This window comes from Streptomyces sp. NPDC034037 (assembly GCF_055575715.1).
Genome location: NZ_JBVISC010000001.1, coordinates 29,818 through 46,542, shown reverse-complemented (window position 1 = coordinate 46,542; position 16,725 = coordinate 29,818). Strand labels below are relative to the sequence as shown.

Here is a 16,725-nt window from a genome sequence, read left to right as displayed (position 1 = left end):
AAGTCCGGCGCCGCGCCGACGAAGGGTGGTACGACATGGCACGCGTACGCTACGGGCCGCGCACCGAGGCGGAGATCGCCGCATCGCGCACCGCGAGTTCCCGGCTCCCCGACATCTGGTCCACGGGCGTGGTGGCCCTCTGGGAGAGCGACCCCGACGCGGTCGCGGCGGTCCTGCCGCCCCCGCTCAAGCCCACCGGGCGGCCCCTGGTGCGGGCGAACATCAGCAGGGTCGACCTGCCCGGCTATCCGCTCGGCGCGGGCTCGGTGGCCGTCGCCGCCGAACACGGGGGAGTGGCCGGCTGGTACCCCCTGGTGATGCCGATGACCCATGAGCGGGCCCTGATCGGGGGCCGCGAGGTCTTCGGGGAGCCGAAGAAGCTCGGCGAGGTCGAGGTGGAGCGCGACGGCCTGGTCGTACGCGCCCGGCTGGCCCGGCACGGCATCGCCTTCGTGGAGGTGCGGGGCGCCGTCGGCGGCGCGCTCCCGCTCCCCGAGCCGGCCGACAGGACGGACTTCTACTTCAAGTTCCTGCCCGCCGTCGACGGTTCGGGCTTCGACGCCGACCCCGTGCTGGTGCACTGCGTACGCCACGAGAAGGTGCGCAGGCTGGAGAGCGTCACCGGCGACGTGGTCCTGCGGGAGTCGGTGTACGACCCCGTGGCCGATCTGCCCGTGCGCTCGCTCGTCGGGATCACCATCGGCGAGAAGACCACCGACCAGCGGGGCCGCGTCGTCGAGCGCGTCAGCGCGCGGGCCCTGCTGCCCTACGTCCACCAGCGCTACGACGACCCTGCGCAGATCCTCGACGGGCCGCCCGAGGGGAGCGTGTGAGATGGAGCTGCGCGAGGGACAGGTCGCCGTCGTCACCGGCGCGGCGAGCGGCATCGGGCTCGCCATGGCGCGGCGGTTCGCGGCGGACGGCCTGAAAGTGGTCCTCGCGGACGTCGAGGGCGCCGCCCTGGAGAAGGCCGCCGCCGGACTGCGCGCGGACGGGGCGAGCGTCCACGCGCGCGTGGTCGACGTCGGCGACCGCGCGCAGGTCCTCGCCCTCGCCGACGCGGCGTACGACACCTTCGGCGCCGTCCATGTGCTGTGCAACAACGCGGGTGTCGGCTCGGGCGCCGAGGGCCGCATGTGGGAGCACGACCCGAACGACTGGAAGTGGGCCTTCGAGGTCAACGTGTGGGGCGTCTTCCACGGCGTCCAGGCCTTCGTGCCCCGGATGCTCGCGGGCGGCGAACCGGGGCACGTCGTCAACACCTCCTCCGGCGACGGCGGCATCGCGCCGCTGCCCACCGCCTCCGTGTACGCGGTCACCAAGGCGGCCGTGGTGACGATGACCGAGTCGCTGTACGCCCATCTGAAGGCCGAGCACGCGCGCGTGGGCGCCTCCGTGCTCTTCCCCGGCCCCCACATGCTGCGCACCGGCCTGTGGGAGTCCCACCGCAACCGCCCCGACCGGTACGCCAAGGCACGCCCCCGCAGGACCCCTTACCGCAGCCTCGACCAGTGGGAGGCCGCGATGAGGGAGGCCGGGCAGAAGGTGCGGTTCACGCCCGTCGAGCAGGTCGCGGACTTCGTGGCCGAGGGCATCGCGGCGGACCGCTTCTGGCTGCTCCCGCCGAGCGAGCACAGCGACCGGCAGATCAGGGCCCGCTCGCAGTCGATGCTCGACCGCTCCGCCCCGTCGTACCTGGAGAACTTCATCCTGGACTGAAGGGAGCGCCCCCGATGAGCGCTCAGGACCCGTATCTGATCATCTCCTCCGACTGCCACGCGGGGCTCCCCACCGAGGAGTACCGCCCCTACCTGGACAGCCGCTTCCACCGCGCCTTCGACGGCTTCCTCGGCGAGCGGGACGCCCGCCGCCAGGAGGCGACCCGGCTGGGCATCCGCAACGACGCGTTCGCCGACCGGTGGTTCCGCGACAACGAGGAGGGCCTGCGCGGCGGCTGGGACACCGCCCAGCGCCTCAAGGAGCTGGACGGCGACGGGGTGGCCGGCGAGGTCGTCTTCCCCGACGCGGACGCCGTGGACAGCCGCACGGCCGCGCCCTTCGGCGTCGGGCTCGGCCTCAGCGGCGACCAGGACCCCGAGCTGGGCATGGCGGGCGCGCGGGCCCACAACCGCTGGCTCGCCGACTTCGTGTCCGAGCACCCCGAACGGCACTGCGGCGTCGCGCTGCTGCCCGTCACCGGCGACGTGGAGCGCGTCGTCGCCGAGATCCACCGCGCCAAGGAGTCGGGGCTCGGCGCGCTGATGATCCCCTCCATGTGGGTCGACAGAGCGCCCTACCACGACCGGCGTTACGACCCCGTGTGGGCGGCGGCCGCCGCGTGCGCGATGCCGGTGATGACCCACTCCGGGGCGGCGCCCCGCCACGAGTACGGCGACCACCTGGGCATCTACGTCTCCGAAGTGACGTGGTGGCCGGCGCGGCCGCTGTGGTTCATGCTCTGGTCCGGCGTCTTCGAGCGCCACCCTGGGCTGCGGTTCGGCGTCGCCGAGTCGGGCTGCTGGTGGCTGCCGAACCTGCTGTGGTTCATGGACCGCCTCTACCTGGGCGCGCACGGCGGCAAGAAGCTCTCCCCGTTCGCGGAGCTGAAGCGCCCGCCGCACGAGTACCTGGACCGCCAGCTTTTTATCTGCGCCACCAACACCAAGCGCCGCGAACTGGCCCAGCGCTACGAGATCGGCGTCGACAACATCCTGTGGGGCAGCGACTTCCCGCACCCCGAGGGCACCTGGCCCGACACGCGCGCGTGGCTGCGGAGAACCTTCCACGACATCCCCGTCGCGGAGAGCCGGCGCATGCTGGGACTCGCCGCCGCCGAGGTCTTCGGCTTCGACACCGCCAAGCTCGCCCCGCTGGCCCGCCGCATCGGCCCGACCCCCGCCGACCTCGGACAGGACAGCGACCAGGCGGCCGTGGCGGCCTCCTGGGCCCGCTCGCGCGAGGTGGGCCGGCACTGGCTGACCGGCCACGACTTCCCCGCACTGGGGACGGCCTCATGAGCGGCGACCGCTACACCGTCATCTCCGCCGACTGCCACGCGGGCGCCGATCTGCTGGACTACCGGCCCTACTTGGAATCCCGCCACCACGACGCGTTCGACGCCTGGGCGGCCTCCTACGTCAACCCCTACGAGGACCTCCTCGCGGAGAGCGCCGACCGCAACTGGAACTCCGCCCGCCGCATCGCCGAACTGGAGGCGGACGGCATCGTCGCCGAGGTCGTCTTCCCGAACACCATCCCGCCGTTCTTCCCCTCGGCCTCGCTGATGGCCCCCGCGCCCACCCGGGCGGAGTTCGAGCTGCGCTGGGCGGGCCTGCGCGCCCACAACCGCTGGCTCGCCGACTTCTGCGCCGCCGCGCCGGGGCGCAGGGCGGGCGTCTTCCAGATCCTCCTGAACGACGTCGACGAAGCCGTCGCGGAGATCCGGCGATCGGCGGCGGGCCTCACCGGCGGGCTGCTGCTGCCCGGCACCCCGCCCGGCTCGGGCCTGCCGGAGCTGCACTCGGCCACGTACGACCCCATCTGGGCCGCCTGCGCCGAGCTGGGCGTGCCGGTCAACCACCACGCGGGCTCGGCGTCACCGCCCCTCGGCGAGGAGCCCGCGGCGCGCGCGGTGTTCATGGTGGAGACCACGTGGTTCTCGCACCGGGCGCTGTGGCACCTCGTCTTCGGCGGCGCCTTCCGCCGCCACCCCGGGCTGCGGCTCGTCCTCACCGAACAGGGCTCCGGCTGGATCCCCGGCGTCCTGGACATGCTGGACTACTACCACGCGCGCTTGGTCGCCACCGCGACGAAGACGCGGGCCGCCGACACCGCCGAGTCGAAGTTCGGCGCGGGCCTCGCCGAGGCGATGGGCAAGGGCCCCTCCGCGGTGTGGCGCGAGAACTGCTTCGTCGGCGCCAGCTTCATGCGCCCGCACGAGGCGGCCCTGCGCCACCGCATCGGCCTCGACAAGATCATGTGGGGCAGCGACTACCCCCACGACGAGGGCACGTACCCCTACTCCCGCGAAGGTCTGCGCGCCGCCTACGCGGGATTGCCCCGGGAGGAGATCGCGGCGATGGTCGGCGGCAACGCCGCCCGCGTCTACGGCTTCGACCTGGAGCGGCTCGGGCGCATCGCCGCGCGCGTGGGACCGAGGGTCCAGGAACTGGACGAACCCCTCAAGGAGGCCCCCGCCGACGCGACGAGCCCCGTGTTCGCGCCGGGCGGGTCGGTACGGGTCTGGTGAGCGCGCGCTGACCCGGGGCGGTGCGGGTCTGGAGAGCGCGCGCTGACCCGGGGCGGCGCGGCCCAGCGCCGTACCGCCCCGAAGATCCTGGGCGGTGCGGGCCAACCCCGCCCCGCGCCGGGCCCCTTGTGAAATCCTGGCCCGCGTCGAGCTCGGTTCAACGGGAGGCGCGGGCCATGGGGCAGAGCAAGCAGGCACTGGTCATCGCCGTCCCGCGCTACGAACTGGAAGAGGCCTTCCCCGACCTGACCTCGGCCGTCCACCGGGACGCGGAACTCCTCGGCGAGGCCCTGCACTCCTCCGGGTACAGCGTCGAGGTCCTCGGCCTCGCCCCCGACCGGCCCGCCCAGCGCTCCCGCATCCGCAGCGCCGTCAGCCGGATCTGCTGCACGGCCCCGCAGGACGGGACCGTCCTCATCCACTTCACCGGGCACGGCCTCTCCCTCGGGGGCGCCGACCATCTCGTGCCCGCCGACGCCCAGTTGAGCTGGGCCGTCCAGCCGCCCGAGGTGGCCGTCGACAGCCTCATCGACCTGGACCTGACCTCCCTGCTCGCGGGCTGCCAGGCCGGCACGGTACTGCTCACCGTCGACGCCTGCCGCGACCGGGCGGGCCCGGACAGCGCCTCGCACGGCGGCCCCGCCACCAACTTCCCCGCGTGGCGCGACCGCGTCGCCGTCCTCTTCGGTTGCGGGCCCGGCCAGACCTGCGGCGCCGACGACGAGCACGGCAGCCACTTCACGCGCGCCCTCGCCGAGGCACTCGACGCCGACACCGCGCCGCGCACCGTGGCCGAGGTCATCGCGTACACGACCACACGGACCACCGAACTGGCCCGCGCCGCCCGGCACGAGCAGACACCCACCCCGCACTACGCGCCGAGCGGGCCGGACGCCATCGCCCCGGTGCTCCTGTGCGCGGGACGCACGCTCCAGGAGTCGTGGTCGACGGCTGTGCGCGACCCCGAACTGTGGACGGCCGTGCGCTGCGACGACGACCGCCGGGCCCGGCTGCAAAAGGCCCTGGTCGAACTGACCCGGCAGTGCGCGCGCTGGTACACCTCCTCGATGGCCGGGGTGCCCGACCCGTGGGCCGACGACGACTACCCCGTGCGGGTCCTCACCAGAGGCCTCCGCCCGCTGCTCGCCCCCTCCCGGACCCAGGGCGGGCCCCTGCTGGACGCGGGCGAGTTCGCCGTGCTCGCGGCCGCCCCCTTCGTACGGGAGGCGCTGTACGCGCTCGGCGTCAAGGCGGCGGTCGGCGCGGACGCCTTCCGGCTCGATCCCGTCCCGGCGGGCCCCGGACTCCGGACGGAGCGGGTCGACCTGGAGCACACCTTCGCCGCGCACGCGCTGATCTGGCGCAAGGGCCGCGAACTGGCCGCCCGGGGGCGGGCCGAGGAGGCACAGGCCGTCGCCGCCTGGCTCCTGCACCGGCACGTCCGCGGCAAGGAGGAGCTGTGGGACGAGGCGTACGCCGGGCAGCTCCTGACCCCGCTGGCCACGGCGCTCATCGGCGAGGACGCCTCCGCCCGCCGGGTGGCCGAACTCACCGACGAACTCGTGCGTATCTGCCGCCAGACAGGTGTCGTACCCGCCCGGTCCTACGACGAGGAGCGCGAGCCGCCCTTCCGCGTCGCCGAACTCGTGCTCGCCGGCCCGCCGGGCGTCAGCGAGGTGACGGAGACCTGGCGGCCCCGCGAGCTGTCCTGGCTGATCGCCGTCGCCGGACTGCTCGGCGGGGACCTGCGGGAGCTGCCCGGCGTCCTCGTCGACAACATCGGCGTCGCCGACGGCCTGGTCCCCCGCCGGGCCGTCGAGTGCGTGCGGGAGCTGAGGTGGGTCAGGGACCGCTACACCCGCGCCATCGACCTCGATGTGGCCTGCCCCCACCCCGCCGTCCACGCCGGCCTGGAGGCGCTGACCGGCTGGACCGACGACGCGGTGCTGCGCATCAGGCAGCACCTGGGCCGGCCGGCCCCCGACGGCCTCCTCGCCCATCTGCCCGAGCGGGTCACCTGCGGCAGACTGCGCCCCCAGTACGACGTCCGCACCAAGGGCGACGCCTACGGAGTGCCCCTCATGCGCTTCGGCCTGGCCGAGGACGAGATGCGCGAACTCCTCATGGGCACGCAGCTCTACGGGGACCGCAAGCTCGCCCTGCGCGAGCTGTACCAGAACGCCCTGGACGCCTGCCGCTACCGCCAGGCCCGGCTGCGCTACGGCAAGGCCGGCAAGGGCATCCCGTACAGCTGGCGGGGCGAGATCGTCTTCCGGCAGGGGACCGACGACGAGGGCCGCCCCTACGTGGAGTGCGAGGACAACGGCGTCGGCATGGGGCGCGACACGCTCCGCGGCACGTTCTCCCGCGCGGGACGGCGCTTCGAGCAGTCCCGCGAGTACCGCAGGGAACAGGCCCTGTGGCGCCGGGCCGACGAGAACCTGCGGATCTACCCCAACAGCCGCTTCGGCGTGGGCGTGTTCAGTTACTTCATGCTGGCCGACGAGATCAGGATCTCCACGCGCGCCACGGACGCGTACGGCCGCGCGGAGTCGGGCCGCGGGCTGGGGGTGGACATCGCCTCCAGCGGCAGCCTCTTTCGGATCAGGCCCCGCGACGAGTCGCAGCCCGGCGGCGGCACCACGGTGCGGCTCTACCTCCAGGACGACTCCGTCGACGTCGCCAAGGAGCTGGCGGCGCTGGTGTGGCGCACCGACTACACCATGCGGGTGGAGCGCGACGGGCAGACGGTGCGGACCTGGGAGCCGGACACGCTCTACTACGAAGGCGACGCGGGTCGGGCGGTGCGGGCGGCGCGGGACCTGTGGTGGGTGCCGGGGGACGGCCGGTTGCTGGCCGACGGGGTGCTGGTGGGGACGCCGGGGGAGCAGGCCGGGGAGCTGGAGTTCCACCTGCCCCCCTGGCCCAGGGGGGACGACGACAGGGAGCCCCACGACTCCCGACGCGGCAGATTCCCGGCCGGGTGCGTGGTGGATCTCCGGGAGAGCCACACACCGGAGCTCAGCACCAGCAGAACCCGCGTCTTCTCCTACGACCAGGAGTGGGTGGCCCGCGAGATCATCGACGCCTGCGCGAGGTTCGAGGCTCCCCAGTGGTTCCACCTGGAGTGGCTCTGGGAATTCGCCTGGTGGGTGCCGGAGGGCGCCGCGCGGATCACGGAACGACTGCTGGCCGCGGACGCCCGGGTCACCTCCGTGCTGGCCTGGGACCAGCGGGCCCCCATTCCCTTCCGCCGGGTGGGCTACTTCCCGAGCGACCCGGCGCTCGCCATCGAGCACGAGAGGTCCAGACCCGGGTACGCACTCGCCGACGAACGCTACCTGGCCTGGCGCTCGGGCATCCTGCGGGACGCGGGCATCCGGCGGAGCGAACGCCGCCGGGCCCTTCCCGTGCCGGACTCCGTCGAGGGATACCCGCGGCCCCGCGCCTGGGAGGCCCGAGCCGACCACAACAACCTGGACGCGGGCGACTTCCTGCTCCGGGCCGCCATGTCGCCCGCCACCGAGAAGCACACGTTCGGCAGCCTGCTGACGCGGGTCCGCCGCCACGCCGTCACGGGGATCGACGTGCCCGCCGTGGCCGACCTCGAAGCGGCCCATGCCATGGAGCTGGACGACATCGACCGCGGGCTGCTCAACGGCCGCGGCGGCTACGGGGGCCTCGGGCCCTACTGGCGGCTCGAGACCGAGAAGAGCGCCGTCGAGGACACGGTCTGGCTCCTCGAGCGGTTCTCCACATGGACCGGGCTTCCCTTGCGGGAGGCGCTCGGCCGGATGCGGCGCTTCGCCGCCGCCGGATTCGCCTTGCGCGTACCGGACACCGTCGCGGAGCCGCCCGCCGACCGGCCGGCCACCGCCGAAGAGCTGAACGCCCTGTCGTGGCACCCCTGGTGCGCGGGGCTCGACGGGCGCGGCAGGCGCGGCCCCCGCCCGGACCACCGGTTCTACGGCGAGGTGCTGCGCCGCTACGCCTGGCTGGGCCTGCCGGAGCTTCCCGCGCTGGGGGAGGAGCGGCAGGCCGTGGCCGAGGAGGACGACAAGCGCCGTGGGCTGAGCGGCGCGGAGAAGGACGCGTACGCCGAATTCTTCAGCCCGTACGTGACCGATGCGCAGGTGTCGCTCGTCCGGGTGGGCATCGCCTCGGAGGCGCTGTCCCTGACGTTCGCCGAGGTCGTCGAGCGGTTCGCCCCCCAGTTCGAGGCCCTCGGGATGAAGGTGCCCGAACTCGGCGGCCTCGCCGGATACATGTGCAGCAGACTCGACTGCGAGTTGCTGAAGCCTTCCCGGTCCCGCCTCGATCCCCTGGGCGTCCAAGCGGTGCCCGTCCCGCTCGTCCAAACGGCCCGCGCGGTCCATGAGGTGCGGACCGACCCCGAGCAGGTGCGCCGGGCTCTCACCCGGCTGGCGGAGGGCGGTCTGATCCACGCGTCGGCGCCCGGACTGCTGGACCGCTGGCGGGAGGTGTCGCGTCAGGACCTGGAACTCTTGCCGGGCAACCCGAACGTGTACGGGATCCTGCAACGGACCGAGGGGGCCGGCTTCGACGACGTGCAGGAGGAGTTCGACGCGGCCTACGGCCTGGTGGCCGCGGCGCTCGCCGAGCAGCCCCTCGGCCCGACCTTCGACCGGCTCGCCGTACTCGGCCCCCTGACGGGCCACGAGGCTCCCCTGCGCCTGCCGTCCCCCAGGCTCGCCGGGCTGCGCCCTTCCCAGGCGGACGCCACCGCCTGCTGCCTGCGCGGCAAACGGGGCGTCGTCTGGCGCGAGACCCCGGACGTACGCCCCCTGATCGCGCACGCGCGCGACCAGGACTGCACCTTGGGCCAGAGCCTGGACACCCTCCTTCCGTACGCCGAACTGGGTGCCCCCTGGCAGGCCCCCGCCGACACCGACGACCAGACGTGGCGCGACCACCGGCCCACCGTCCACGACACCGCCCTCTTCAAGGGCGACCTGGTCGGCAGCGGCCGACCCGTCGCCCCTCTCGACCTCGTCCGCGCGGCCGCCCGCTTCGGCTGGCCCCTCGACCGGGCCTGGGACCGGCTCGCGCGCTACCGCCCCTTCGGCCTCGAACTCACCATGGAACGGCCCGACATGGCGATGATCCCCCGCTGGCAGGACCTGATCCTGCTCACCTCCCACTTCACGGGGCGGGCCCCCGCCGTCGCCGGGGAGATCACCGCCCGCCACATCGCCGTCGCCGCCCGCGAGGTCGAGGAGTCCACCCCCTGGGTACGGGACCGGCTCGCCCTGTACGCCCCCCTGTTCGGTACGACCCTGCCCGCGCACTGCCCCGCCGAGCCCGCCCCGACTCCGCGGGCCGAGCGCTACGTGCCCGCGACCGAGTGACCGCCTGACCGCCTGACCGACTGACCGCCTGACCGCCCGGCCGACTTGCTCACGGAGGACGACACCCCATGCCCGCCCACGATCCGACTCCGTTCCAGGAGTCGGAGGCCCAGGCCGCCGGCTCCTTCACCGTGGAGCGCTCCCCCGACGGCCGCTGGTACACCGTCACCGGCGCCTGCCCGGTCTGCCGCGGCCGCACCGTGTTCCGGGTCGCCTTCGGAGTGCTCGGCCCCGCCAAGGGGCGCGGGCGGCGCACCCGGCCCGAGCCGCTCACCGGTTCCATCCCGGTCTACTGCCAGTGCGGCTACCCGCACCCGGACCGGCCGCCCGAGTCGCCCGACTCCGGGTGCGGCGCCTTCTGGGACGTACCGGTTCCGCCCCCGGCACCAGGGGGTGCCACCCCGTGACCGACCTCGCCAAGAAGCGGTTCGCGCAACTCGGACAGCAGCTCCAGATCGACCAGCTCGGCGCCGTCCGCCGACAGGCCGAGGGATGGCGCAACGGCCTCGCCGGGCTCACCGGACTCGTCGGCGCCGTCTTCGTGCTCAAAGGCCGCGAGAGCGTCGCGGGGATGCCCGACCTGTGGCGGTGGACCACGGCGGGCCTGCTCGTCGCCGCCTTCGCCCTGCTGCTGTCCGGCGCGCTGAAGGCGGTGCGGGCCGCACACGGCGAACTCGGGCAGCAGGTCTGGCTGAGCGGCGACCGGCTCTTCGCGGCCGTCCTCGACGAGGTCGAGCAGACCCAGGACGCCCTGGCCTGTGCCCGGCGGCGCTCGGTCGTGGGCCTGTGCGCGATCGTGGCCGCCCTGGCGGTCAGCTGGGTCGTGCCGGTCGGCGCCGAGGAGGACAAGAAGGCCGAGGGAGACGCTGGTGGGCCGCCGCTGGTGCGGGTGACGACGGCGCGGGGCACCGCCTGCGGAGAGCTGGTGGTGAGCGACGCCCGGGGCGTGGTGCTCCGGGTGGCGGGCGAGGGGGCCCGCGGGGGGAGGCCGGCGCGGCGGACGATACCCGCCGACGAGGTCACGTCGCTGGCCCCGGCGAGGCGCTGCTGAGACCGCCGGGCGACCGCCGCTCCGGCAGCCCACGGCCCGGCCTTTGGCGGGGATCACCAACAACCAGCCTCGTACCGCCGGTAATACTTGTCGGTAACAACCCCTAGTCGCGGGCGGGGAGCCGTTCTACCGTGCACGCATGTCCCCGAACCTGCCCGATGTCGTGCTGTGGTCCATCCCCGCCTTCGTGCTGCTCACCGCCGTCGAGATCGTGAGCCACCGGATCCATCCCGACGAGGACGCGGCGGGGTACGAGACCAAGGACGCGGCGACCAGCGTCACCATGGGCCTCGGCAGCCTCGCCTTCGACCTGCTGTGGAAGATCCCGATCGTCGCGATCTACACGGCCGTCTACGCGCTGACGCCCCTGCGCGTCCCCGTGCTGTGGTGGACGATCCCGCTGATGCTCCTCGCCCAGGACTTCTTCTACTACTGGTCGCACCGGGGCCATCACGTCATCCGCATCCTGTGGGCCTGCCACGTCGTGCACCACTCCAGCCGCAAGTTCAACCTCACGACCGCGCTGCGCCAGCCCTGGACGAGCCTGACGGTGTGGCCGTTCTACCTGCCGCTCATCGCCTGCGGCGTCCACCCGGCGGCGCTCGCCTTCTGCTCGTCGGCCAACCTGGTCTACCAGTTCTGGATCCACACCGAACGCATCGGGAAGCTGCCCCGGCCCTTCGAGTTCGTCTTCAACACGCCCTCGCACCACCGCGTCCACCACGCCTCCCAGGGCGGCTATCTTGACCGCAACTTCGGCGGCATCCTGATCATCTGGGACCGCCTGTTCGGCTCCTGGGTCGCCGAGACCGACCGTCCCGTGTACGGCCTGACGAAGAACATCAGCACGTACAACCCGCTGCGCGTCGCCACCCATGAGTACGCGGCCATCGCCAGGGACCTGCGGGCGGCCACCAGTTGGCGCGAGCGGGCCGGGCGGGTCTTCCGCGGCCCCGGCTGGCGACCGAAGGCCGCCACGGCCGACACGGCCGACACGGCCGACACGGCCGACACGGCCGCCACGGCCGCCACGGCCGACACGGCCGACACGGCCGCCACGGCCACCGTGCGGCCCGGTGAGGCGGCGGTCGCGGAGCGGGCGGCGTGACGGCGCGGCGGCCCGCGCCCCGGCTGCTCCTCGGCGCCTTCGCCCTCGCCGCGCTCGGGGACCTCCTCTCGCTCCTCGCGGACCTCGGCCCCGGCCATGCCGTGTGCAAGCCGCTGCTCATGCCGCTCCTCGCGGCCTACGCCGCCACCCGGCGGGCCCCCCGCCCGCTGATCGCCGCCCTCCTCTTCGGCTGGGGCGGCGACACCCTCCTCCTCTTCGACGCCGAGCCCGCCTTCCTCGCCGGAATGGGCTCCTTCGCCGCCGGGCACGTCTGCTACCTCGTACTCTTCAGGCGGTATGGCGACACCCGCTGGTACGCCCCGGCGGGCGGTTCGCCCCGCGCGCGTGGGGCGGTCCTTGTCGCCGGGTACGCCCTCGCGCTCGCCGGCACCGTGACGCTGCTGTGGCCGGACCTGCCGGCCGACATGCGGGGCCCCGTGGCGGGCTACAGCCTGCTGCTCACGGCCATGGCGTACGGCGCCACCGCGCTCGGTCCCGCGGCGGCCGCCGGAGGGGCGCTGTTCCTTGTCTCCGACACGCTCATCGCGACCGGCGTCGCTGCGTGGCCGCAGCCGCCGAGGCCCGACTTCGCGATCATGCTCACCTACCTCGCGGCGCAGTACCTGCTGACCACAGGTGTCCTGCGCGCGGCTCACCGGCGGACCGGCAACGGCACCGCGGTCAGCAGTGCCGACAGCACGACGACCACACCCAGCGCGACCACCTCCCCGCGCGCGGGGGCGTAGGCGCGCAGACGGTCACCCGTGCCCGGACGGCACGCCTCCGTTGCCGCGCGCGGCCGACAGCTCGGCGGCGGCCAGGGCGCAGACGGCGCCACAGGCCCGCGCGAGCCCGATGACGGGCAGCCGCGCGGGCAGGGCGCCCTCGCGTACGACGAAGGAGACCCGGGACAGGAGCGCGGCGTCACCGCCGAGCGCGGCCCAGGCGGCCCCGGTGCCGCTCACGCGGCCGTCCCCTCACGCTCCGACGCCGCCGACCACCAGAGCCGGATCGACACACCCGGCGTCGAGGGCCGCAGCTCCCACCCCTGGGCGGCCGCCGCCTGGACGACGTAGTGCCCGCCGCAGCCGCGGTAGTCGCGCCGCGGGATCTCGCACTCGCAAGGAGGTGCCGGCTTCTTGGGCACGCGCGGCGCCGACGCGCGCTTTGTCCACCGGGCGAGCGCCGCGTCGACGCGGGCGCGGTAGTAGGAGGCGTCCCCTTCGTGGCGCACCTCGGACCAGAGCACGCACCAGCGGGGGAGCGTGGTGATCCGGCCCATCGCCCGGTCCATGAAGTCCTCGTAGGCCCGCTCGTACGAGGAGCTCACCGCGGCGATGACCTCGGTGGCCAGGCCGATGGCGAGGACGGCGGCGAAGACCGCGACCCCCAGCGCGATCCAGAACGGCATGAACAGCACCGTGGCGGCGAACCGCAGCACCAGCTGCCAACGGGGCCGGGCGGGCCACGCCACCCACTGCTCCGTGCCGGCGAACACGAACGCGGAACTTTTGAACTCGTACATGACACAAATTCTCTCGTGGTGCGACGGGAAAGGGCCGGGCGGCTCCTCGGCCGCCCGGCCCGACCCGTGCCGATACATCGCTACTCGGGCACAGCGCTACTTGCGCACGGCGTCCAGCGCGTCGGCCATGCCCACGCCGTAGAAGCCGTTCTTCTCCGTGCCGCCCTCGCAGACCGCGTCGATCTTGCCGTCGGCGTCGATGTCGTACGGATCCGTGCACGCGATGGCGTCCGCCTGGCGGTACAGGAGCGCCTTCAGGCGGGCCGGGGAGGCGTGCGGGTGGGTGGACTTCAGCAGCGCGACCACGCCCGCCGCGTGCGGGGACGCCATCGACGTACCGCCCTTGTAGCCGAACTTGCCGCCCGGCAGCGTGGACAGGATCCGGCCGTCGACGGCCGGCGGCTCGGGCGCCTGGTACCTCGTCTGGTCACCGCCGGGGGCGGTGATGTCGATGACGCCCTGGCCGTAGTTCGAGTACGACGCCTTGATGTTCTTGGCCCCGGTGGCGGAGACCGTCACGACGCCGGGCAGCTGCGAGGGGAGGTCGAAGCAGTCCTTGGTCTTGATGGTGCGGGTCACCGGAGTGGTGTCGTTGGGGCTCGTCTTGTCGACGAGCTCGTCCTGCGCGAGGTCGGTGCGCGCGTTGCCCGCGGCCGCGACGTTCACCGCGCCCTTGCGCTCCGCGTACCGCGCGGCCCTGCCGACCGCGTCGACCAGCGCCTTCTGGTCGTCGTCCGTCGTGCAGTTGAACAGCCACGGGTCGGTGTAATAGCTGTTGTTGGTGACGTCCACGCCGTGCTCGGCCGCCCACACGAAGCCGCAGACGACGGCCTCCGTGTAGTACAGGCCGGTCGCGGGCTCGGCCACCTTCAGGCTCGCCACCTTCACGCCGGGCGCGATGCCCGTGATGCCGGTGCCGTTCTTCGCCGCGGCGATCGAACCGGCCACGTGCATGCCGTGGTCGCTCTCCTGGGCGACCGGGCGCCACGCGTTGTCCTTCTGGACGGGCACCCCGTTCAGGCAGCTCGCGGACGCCTCGCGGTCGAAGTTGGGCGCGATGTCGGGGTGGGTGTCATCCACCCCGGAGTCGAGCACGGCGACCGTCACCTTGCGGCTGCCCAGCGATATCTTGTGCGCCTTGTCCGCCTTCATGGCGGGCAGGTCCCACTGGAGCGGCTCCAGTTCGTCCTGGCCCGCCGACGCCTTGCCCGCGGCGGCCTCGACCTCGGCGGCGGTGAGCGTGTGCTCGGAGTCCAGGGCGTCGTCGGACTGCGCGGACAGCGGAGCCGTGCGGGTCGCGCCCGCCGAGTCGACGCCCTTGACCGCGCGGATCGTCGCGGCGAAGTCCGGGTTCGCCGAGTGGACGACGATGACGCCGATCCGGTCGTACGCGATGACGACGTCACCGCCGGCCCGGGCGATGGCCTTCTTCACGCGGGCCGAAGTGCCCTTGCCCGGCCGGACGTTCACCACGTAACTCATCGACGCGGCATCGGCCGAGGAGGCCGAGGTAGCCGAGGCGGCTGCGGACGCCGGCGCGTCCGGCACCGCGGCGGGCCGCGCCGAGGCCGGGCCCGGCAGGAAGGCGACGGCCGAGGCCACCGCCACCCCGAGCGGCAGGGCCAGCGCGCGCCGGGAGCGCGGGAAACCGGTGGTCCTGGCCCGGGATATGGCCCCGGCGGAGAATCTGGTCGACCTGGTCATGTCCGTGTCCCCCGTCACTTCTTCTTCACGGCGTCGAGCGCGTCGACGAGTCCGCTGCCGTAAAAGCCGTTGTCGCCCTTGCCGCCGTTCTCGCAGACCGCGTCGACGTCACCGTCACTGTCCGGGTCGTACGGCTCGGCGGGGCACTCCATGCGGTCGGCCTGCGCCTTCAGGAGGCCGCGCAGCTGCGCCGGGCCCGCCTTGGGGTGCGTGGACTTCAGCAGCGCGGCGACGCCCGCGGCGTGCGGCGCGGCCATCGACGTGCCGCGCAGCCAGCCGTACTCGCCGTTCGGCATGGTGGAGAGGATGTTGCCGTTCTTCGACGGGGTGTCGGTCGGTGTCTGGTACTTGTCGCCGCCGGGGGCCGTGATGTCCACGACGCCCTTGCCGTAGCTGGAGTACGCCGCCTTGAGGGTCTTGACCCCCGTCCCGCTCGTGGTGACGATGCCGGGCAGCTGGGCCGGCGCGTCCAGGCACTCGTGCGGGTCGATGGTGCGGATCACCGGCGTGGAGTCGTCCGGGCTCGTCTTGTCGACGATCGCGTGGGAGTCCAGGTCGTGGTTGGAGTTGCCCGCGGAGGCGACGTTGAGGGTGCCCTTGCGCTGGGCGTACAGCTGGGCGCGGTTGACCGCGTCGAGGATGGCCCGCTGGTCGGGGTCGTCCTTGCAGTTGTACAGCCACGGGTCCACGTAGTAGCTGTTGTTGGTGATCTCGACGCCGTGGTCGGCGGCGAACACGAAGGCGCAGACCACGTTCTCCGGGTAGAACAGCTCGTCGACCGGGTCGGCGACCTTGATGCCCGCTATCTTCACGCCGGGCGCGACGCCCGCGACGCCGACGCCGTTGCGCGCGGCGGCTATCTCACCCGCCACATGCGTGCCGTGGTAGTGGTCCTTGTTCGCCGGGCGCCACGCACCGGCCGAGGTGTCCGCCTTGCCGCCGACACAACTGGCGGACTGCGCCGCCGAGAAGTTCGGGGCCAGGTCGGGGTGGGTGTCGTCGACGCCGGTGTCGATCACGGCGACCGTGACCTTCCTGCTGCCCGGGTTGATCCTGGCCGCCTTGTCGGCCCCGATCGCCCGCAGGTCCCACTGGTCGCCCTCCATCGGCTCCGCGCCCGGGGCGGCGGTCCGCTTCAGGGCCTCGGCGTCGGCCTTGGACAGCAGCTCCGCCTTGCCGTCGTCCGTGGTGCCCGCGGCCCGCAGCGGCGCGGTGTGGGTCGCGCCCGCGGACTGCACACCGCGGACGCCGCGTATCCGCTCGCCGAACGCGGGGTCCGACGAGTGCGCGACGATGACGCCGATCGTGTCGTGTGCGACGACGACGGAGCCGCCGGCCTCGGCTATCGCCCGCTTCACGTACGCCGTCGTCCGGTGGTCCGCACGGGTGTTGACGACGTACGCGAAAACGGGGGCGTCCTTCGCGGCCGACGCGACGGCGGGGGCGGGCGATTCGTCCGGGGCCGCCGTCGCGGCACCGGGTACGAGGCCGACCGACGCGGCGAGCGCGATACCGAGCGGCACGGTGAGCGCCGTACGGCGTCTTGAACGCAGATGAGCCATGGGATCTCCACATCATCCGGATACGGAACTGCCCGAACACAGCTGGTGCTCGGGCAGGTACATGACGGGTCGTGCACGGGTGAAGCTATCCCCCGAACTCCCAGGCCAGCAATGCCTTCCTGAAGAAACCGGCGGTCCGGGGCGCGTCGTGCGCGCC

12 protein-coding genes and 1 pseudogene are annotated in these 16,725 nt (G+C 73.4%); 9 read left to right on the top strand and 4 right to left on the bottom strand.

Annotated features, from left to right (window positions below):
* Window positions 1–35: 35 nt before the first annotated feature.
* From ACZ516_RS00230 to ACZ516_RS00190, 9 genes are all read left to right on the top strand, one after another.
* On the top strand, window positions 36–833 hold the full coding sequence (locus ACZ516_RS00230) for an acetoacetate decarboxylase family protein (protein ID WP_358698963.1): 798 nt from the start codon (window positions 36–38) through the stop codon (window positions 831–833).
* A 1-nt stretch (window position 834) separates the two neighbouring features.
* Window positions 835–1,719, top strand: coding sequence for an SDR family NAD(P)-dependent oxidoreductase (locus tag ACZ516_RS00225; protein WP_361084173.1), 885 nt, complete (start codon window positions 835–837; stop codon window positions 1,717–1,719).
* Window positions 1,720–1,733: 14 nt separating this feature from the next.
* Complete coding sequence (locus tag ACZ516_RS00220; RefSeq protein ID WP_469007781.1) at window positions 1,734–3,017, top strand: amidohydrolase family protein; 1,284 nt, start codon at window positions 1,734–1,736, stop codon at window positions 3,015–3,017.
* Entirely contained in the window at window positions 3,014–4,249 is a 1,236-nt protein-coding gene (locus ACZ516_RS00215; RefSeq protein ID WP_469007780.1) for an amidohydrolase family protein, read from the top strand. The genes ACZ516_RS00220 and ACZ516_RS00215 overlap by 4 nt, the downstream gene beginning before the upstream one ends.
* Window positions 4,250–4,425: 176 nt before the next feature.
* On the top strand, window positions 4,426–9,618 hold the full coding sequence (locus ACZ516_RS00210; protein ID WP_469007778.1) for an HD domain-containing protein: 5,193 nt from the start codon (window positions 4,426–4,428) through the stop codon (window positions 9,616–9,618).
* A 68-nt stretch (window positions 9,619–9,686) separates the two neighbouring features.
* Window positions 9,687–10,025, top strand: a complete 339-nt coding sequence (locus ACZ516_RS00205; RefSeq protein WP_358698113.1) for a hypothetical protein — start codon at window positions 9,687–9,689, stop codon at window positions 10,023–10,025.
* Window positions 10,022–10,669 (top strand): hypothetical protein, encoded by a 648-nt coding sequence (locus tag ACZ516_RS00200; RefSeq protein WP_358698112.1) that lies wholly within the window; start codon window positions 10,022–10,024, stop codon window positions 10,667–10,669. Before ACZ516_RS00205 ends, ACZ516_RS00200 begins: the two co-directional genes overlap by 4 nt.
* Before the next feature lie 139 nt (window positions 10,670–10,808).
* The gene (locus tag ACZ516_RS00195; RefSeq protein ID WP_469007776.1) at window positions 10,809–11,777 is read left to right on the top strand and encodes a sterol desaturase family protein; all 969 of its coding nucleotides are present in this window, start codon (window positions 10,809–10,811) and stop codon (window positions 11,775–11,777) included.
* Window positions 11,774–12,523 (top strand): lysoplasmalogenase, encoded by a 750-nt coding sequence (locus tag ACZ516_RS00190; protein WP_469007775.1) that lies wholly within the window; start codon window positions 11,774–11,776, stop codon window positions 12,521–12,523. The genes ACZ516_RS00195 and ACZ516_RS00190 overlap by 4 nt, the downstream gene beginning before the upstream one ends.
* A gap of 42 nt (window positions 12,524–12,565) precedes the next feature.
* On the opposite strand, the pseudogene ACZ516_RS00185 reads toward ACZ516_RS00190, so the two are convergent.
* The 4 genes and pseudogenes from ACZ516_RS00185 to ACZ516_RS00170 form a co-directional block, all read right to left on the bottom strand.
* Window positions 12,566–12,742: pseudogene (locus ACZ516_RS00185) on the bottom strand (CoA transferase); the annotation flags it as partial.
* Window positions 12,739–13,302 carry a hypothetical protein gene (locus tag ACZ516_RS00180; RefSeq protein ID WP_469007774.1) on the bottom strand — a complete coding sequence of 188 codons (564 nt, stop codon included), beginning with the start codon at window positions 13,300–13,302 and terminating at the stop codon, window positions 12,739–12,741. The gene ACZ516_RS00180 and the pseudogene ACZ516_RS00185, both read right to left, overlap by 4 nt.
* Window positions 13,303–13,398: 96 nt before the next feature.
* Window positions 13,399–15,006, bottom strand: coding sequence for a S8 family peptidase (locus tag ACZ516_RS00175; RefSeq protein WP_358913967.1), 1,608 nt, complete (start codon window positions 15,004–15,006; stop codon window positions 13,399–13,401).
* Window positions 15,007–15,020: 14 nt separating this feature from the next.
* On the bottom strand, window positions 15,021–16,568 hold the full coding sequence (locus tag ACZ516_RS00170; RefSeq protein ID WP_361084151.1) for a S8 family serine peptidase: 1,548 nt from the start codon (window positions 16,566–16,568) through the stop codon (window positions 15,021–15,023).
* Between the last annotated feature and the right edge of the window lie 157 nt (window positions 16,569–16,725).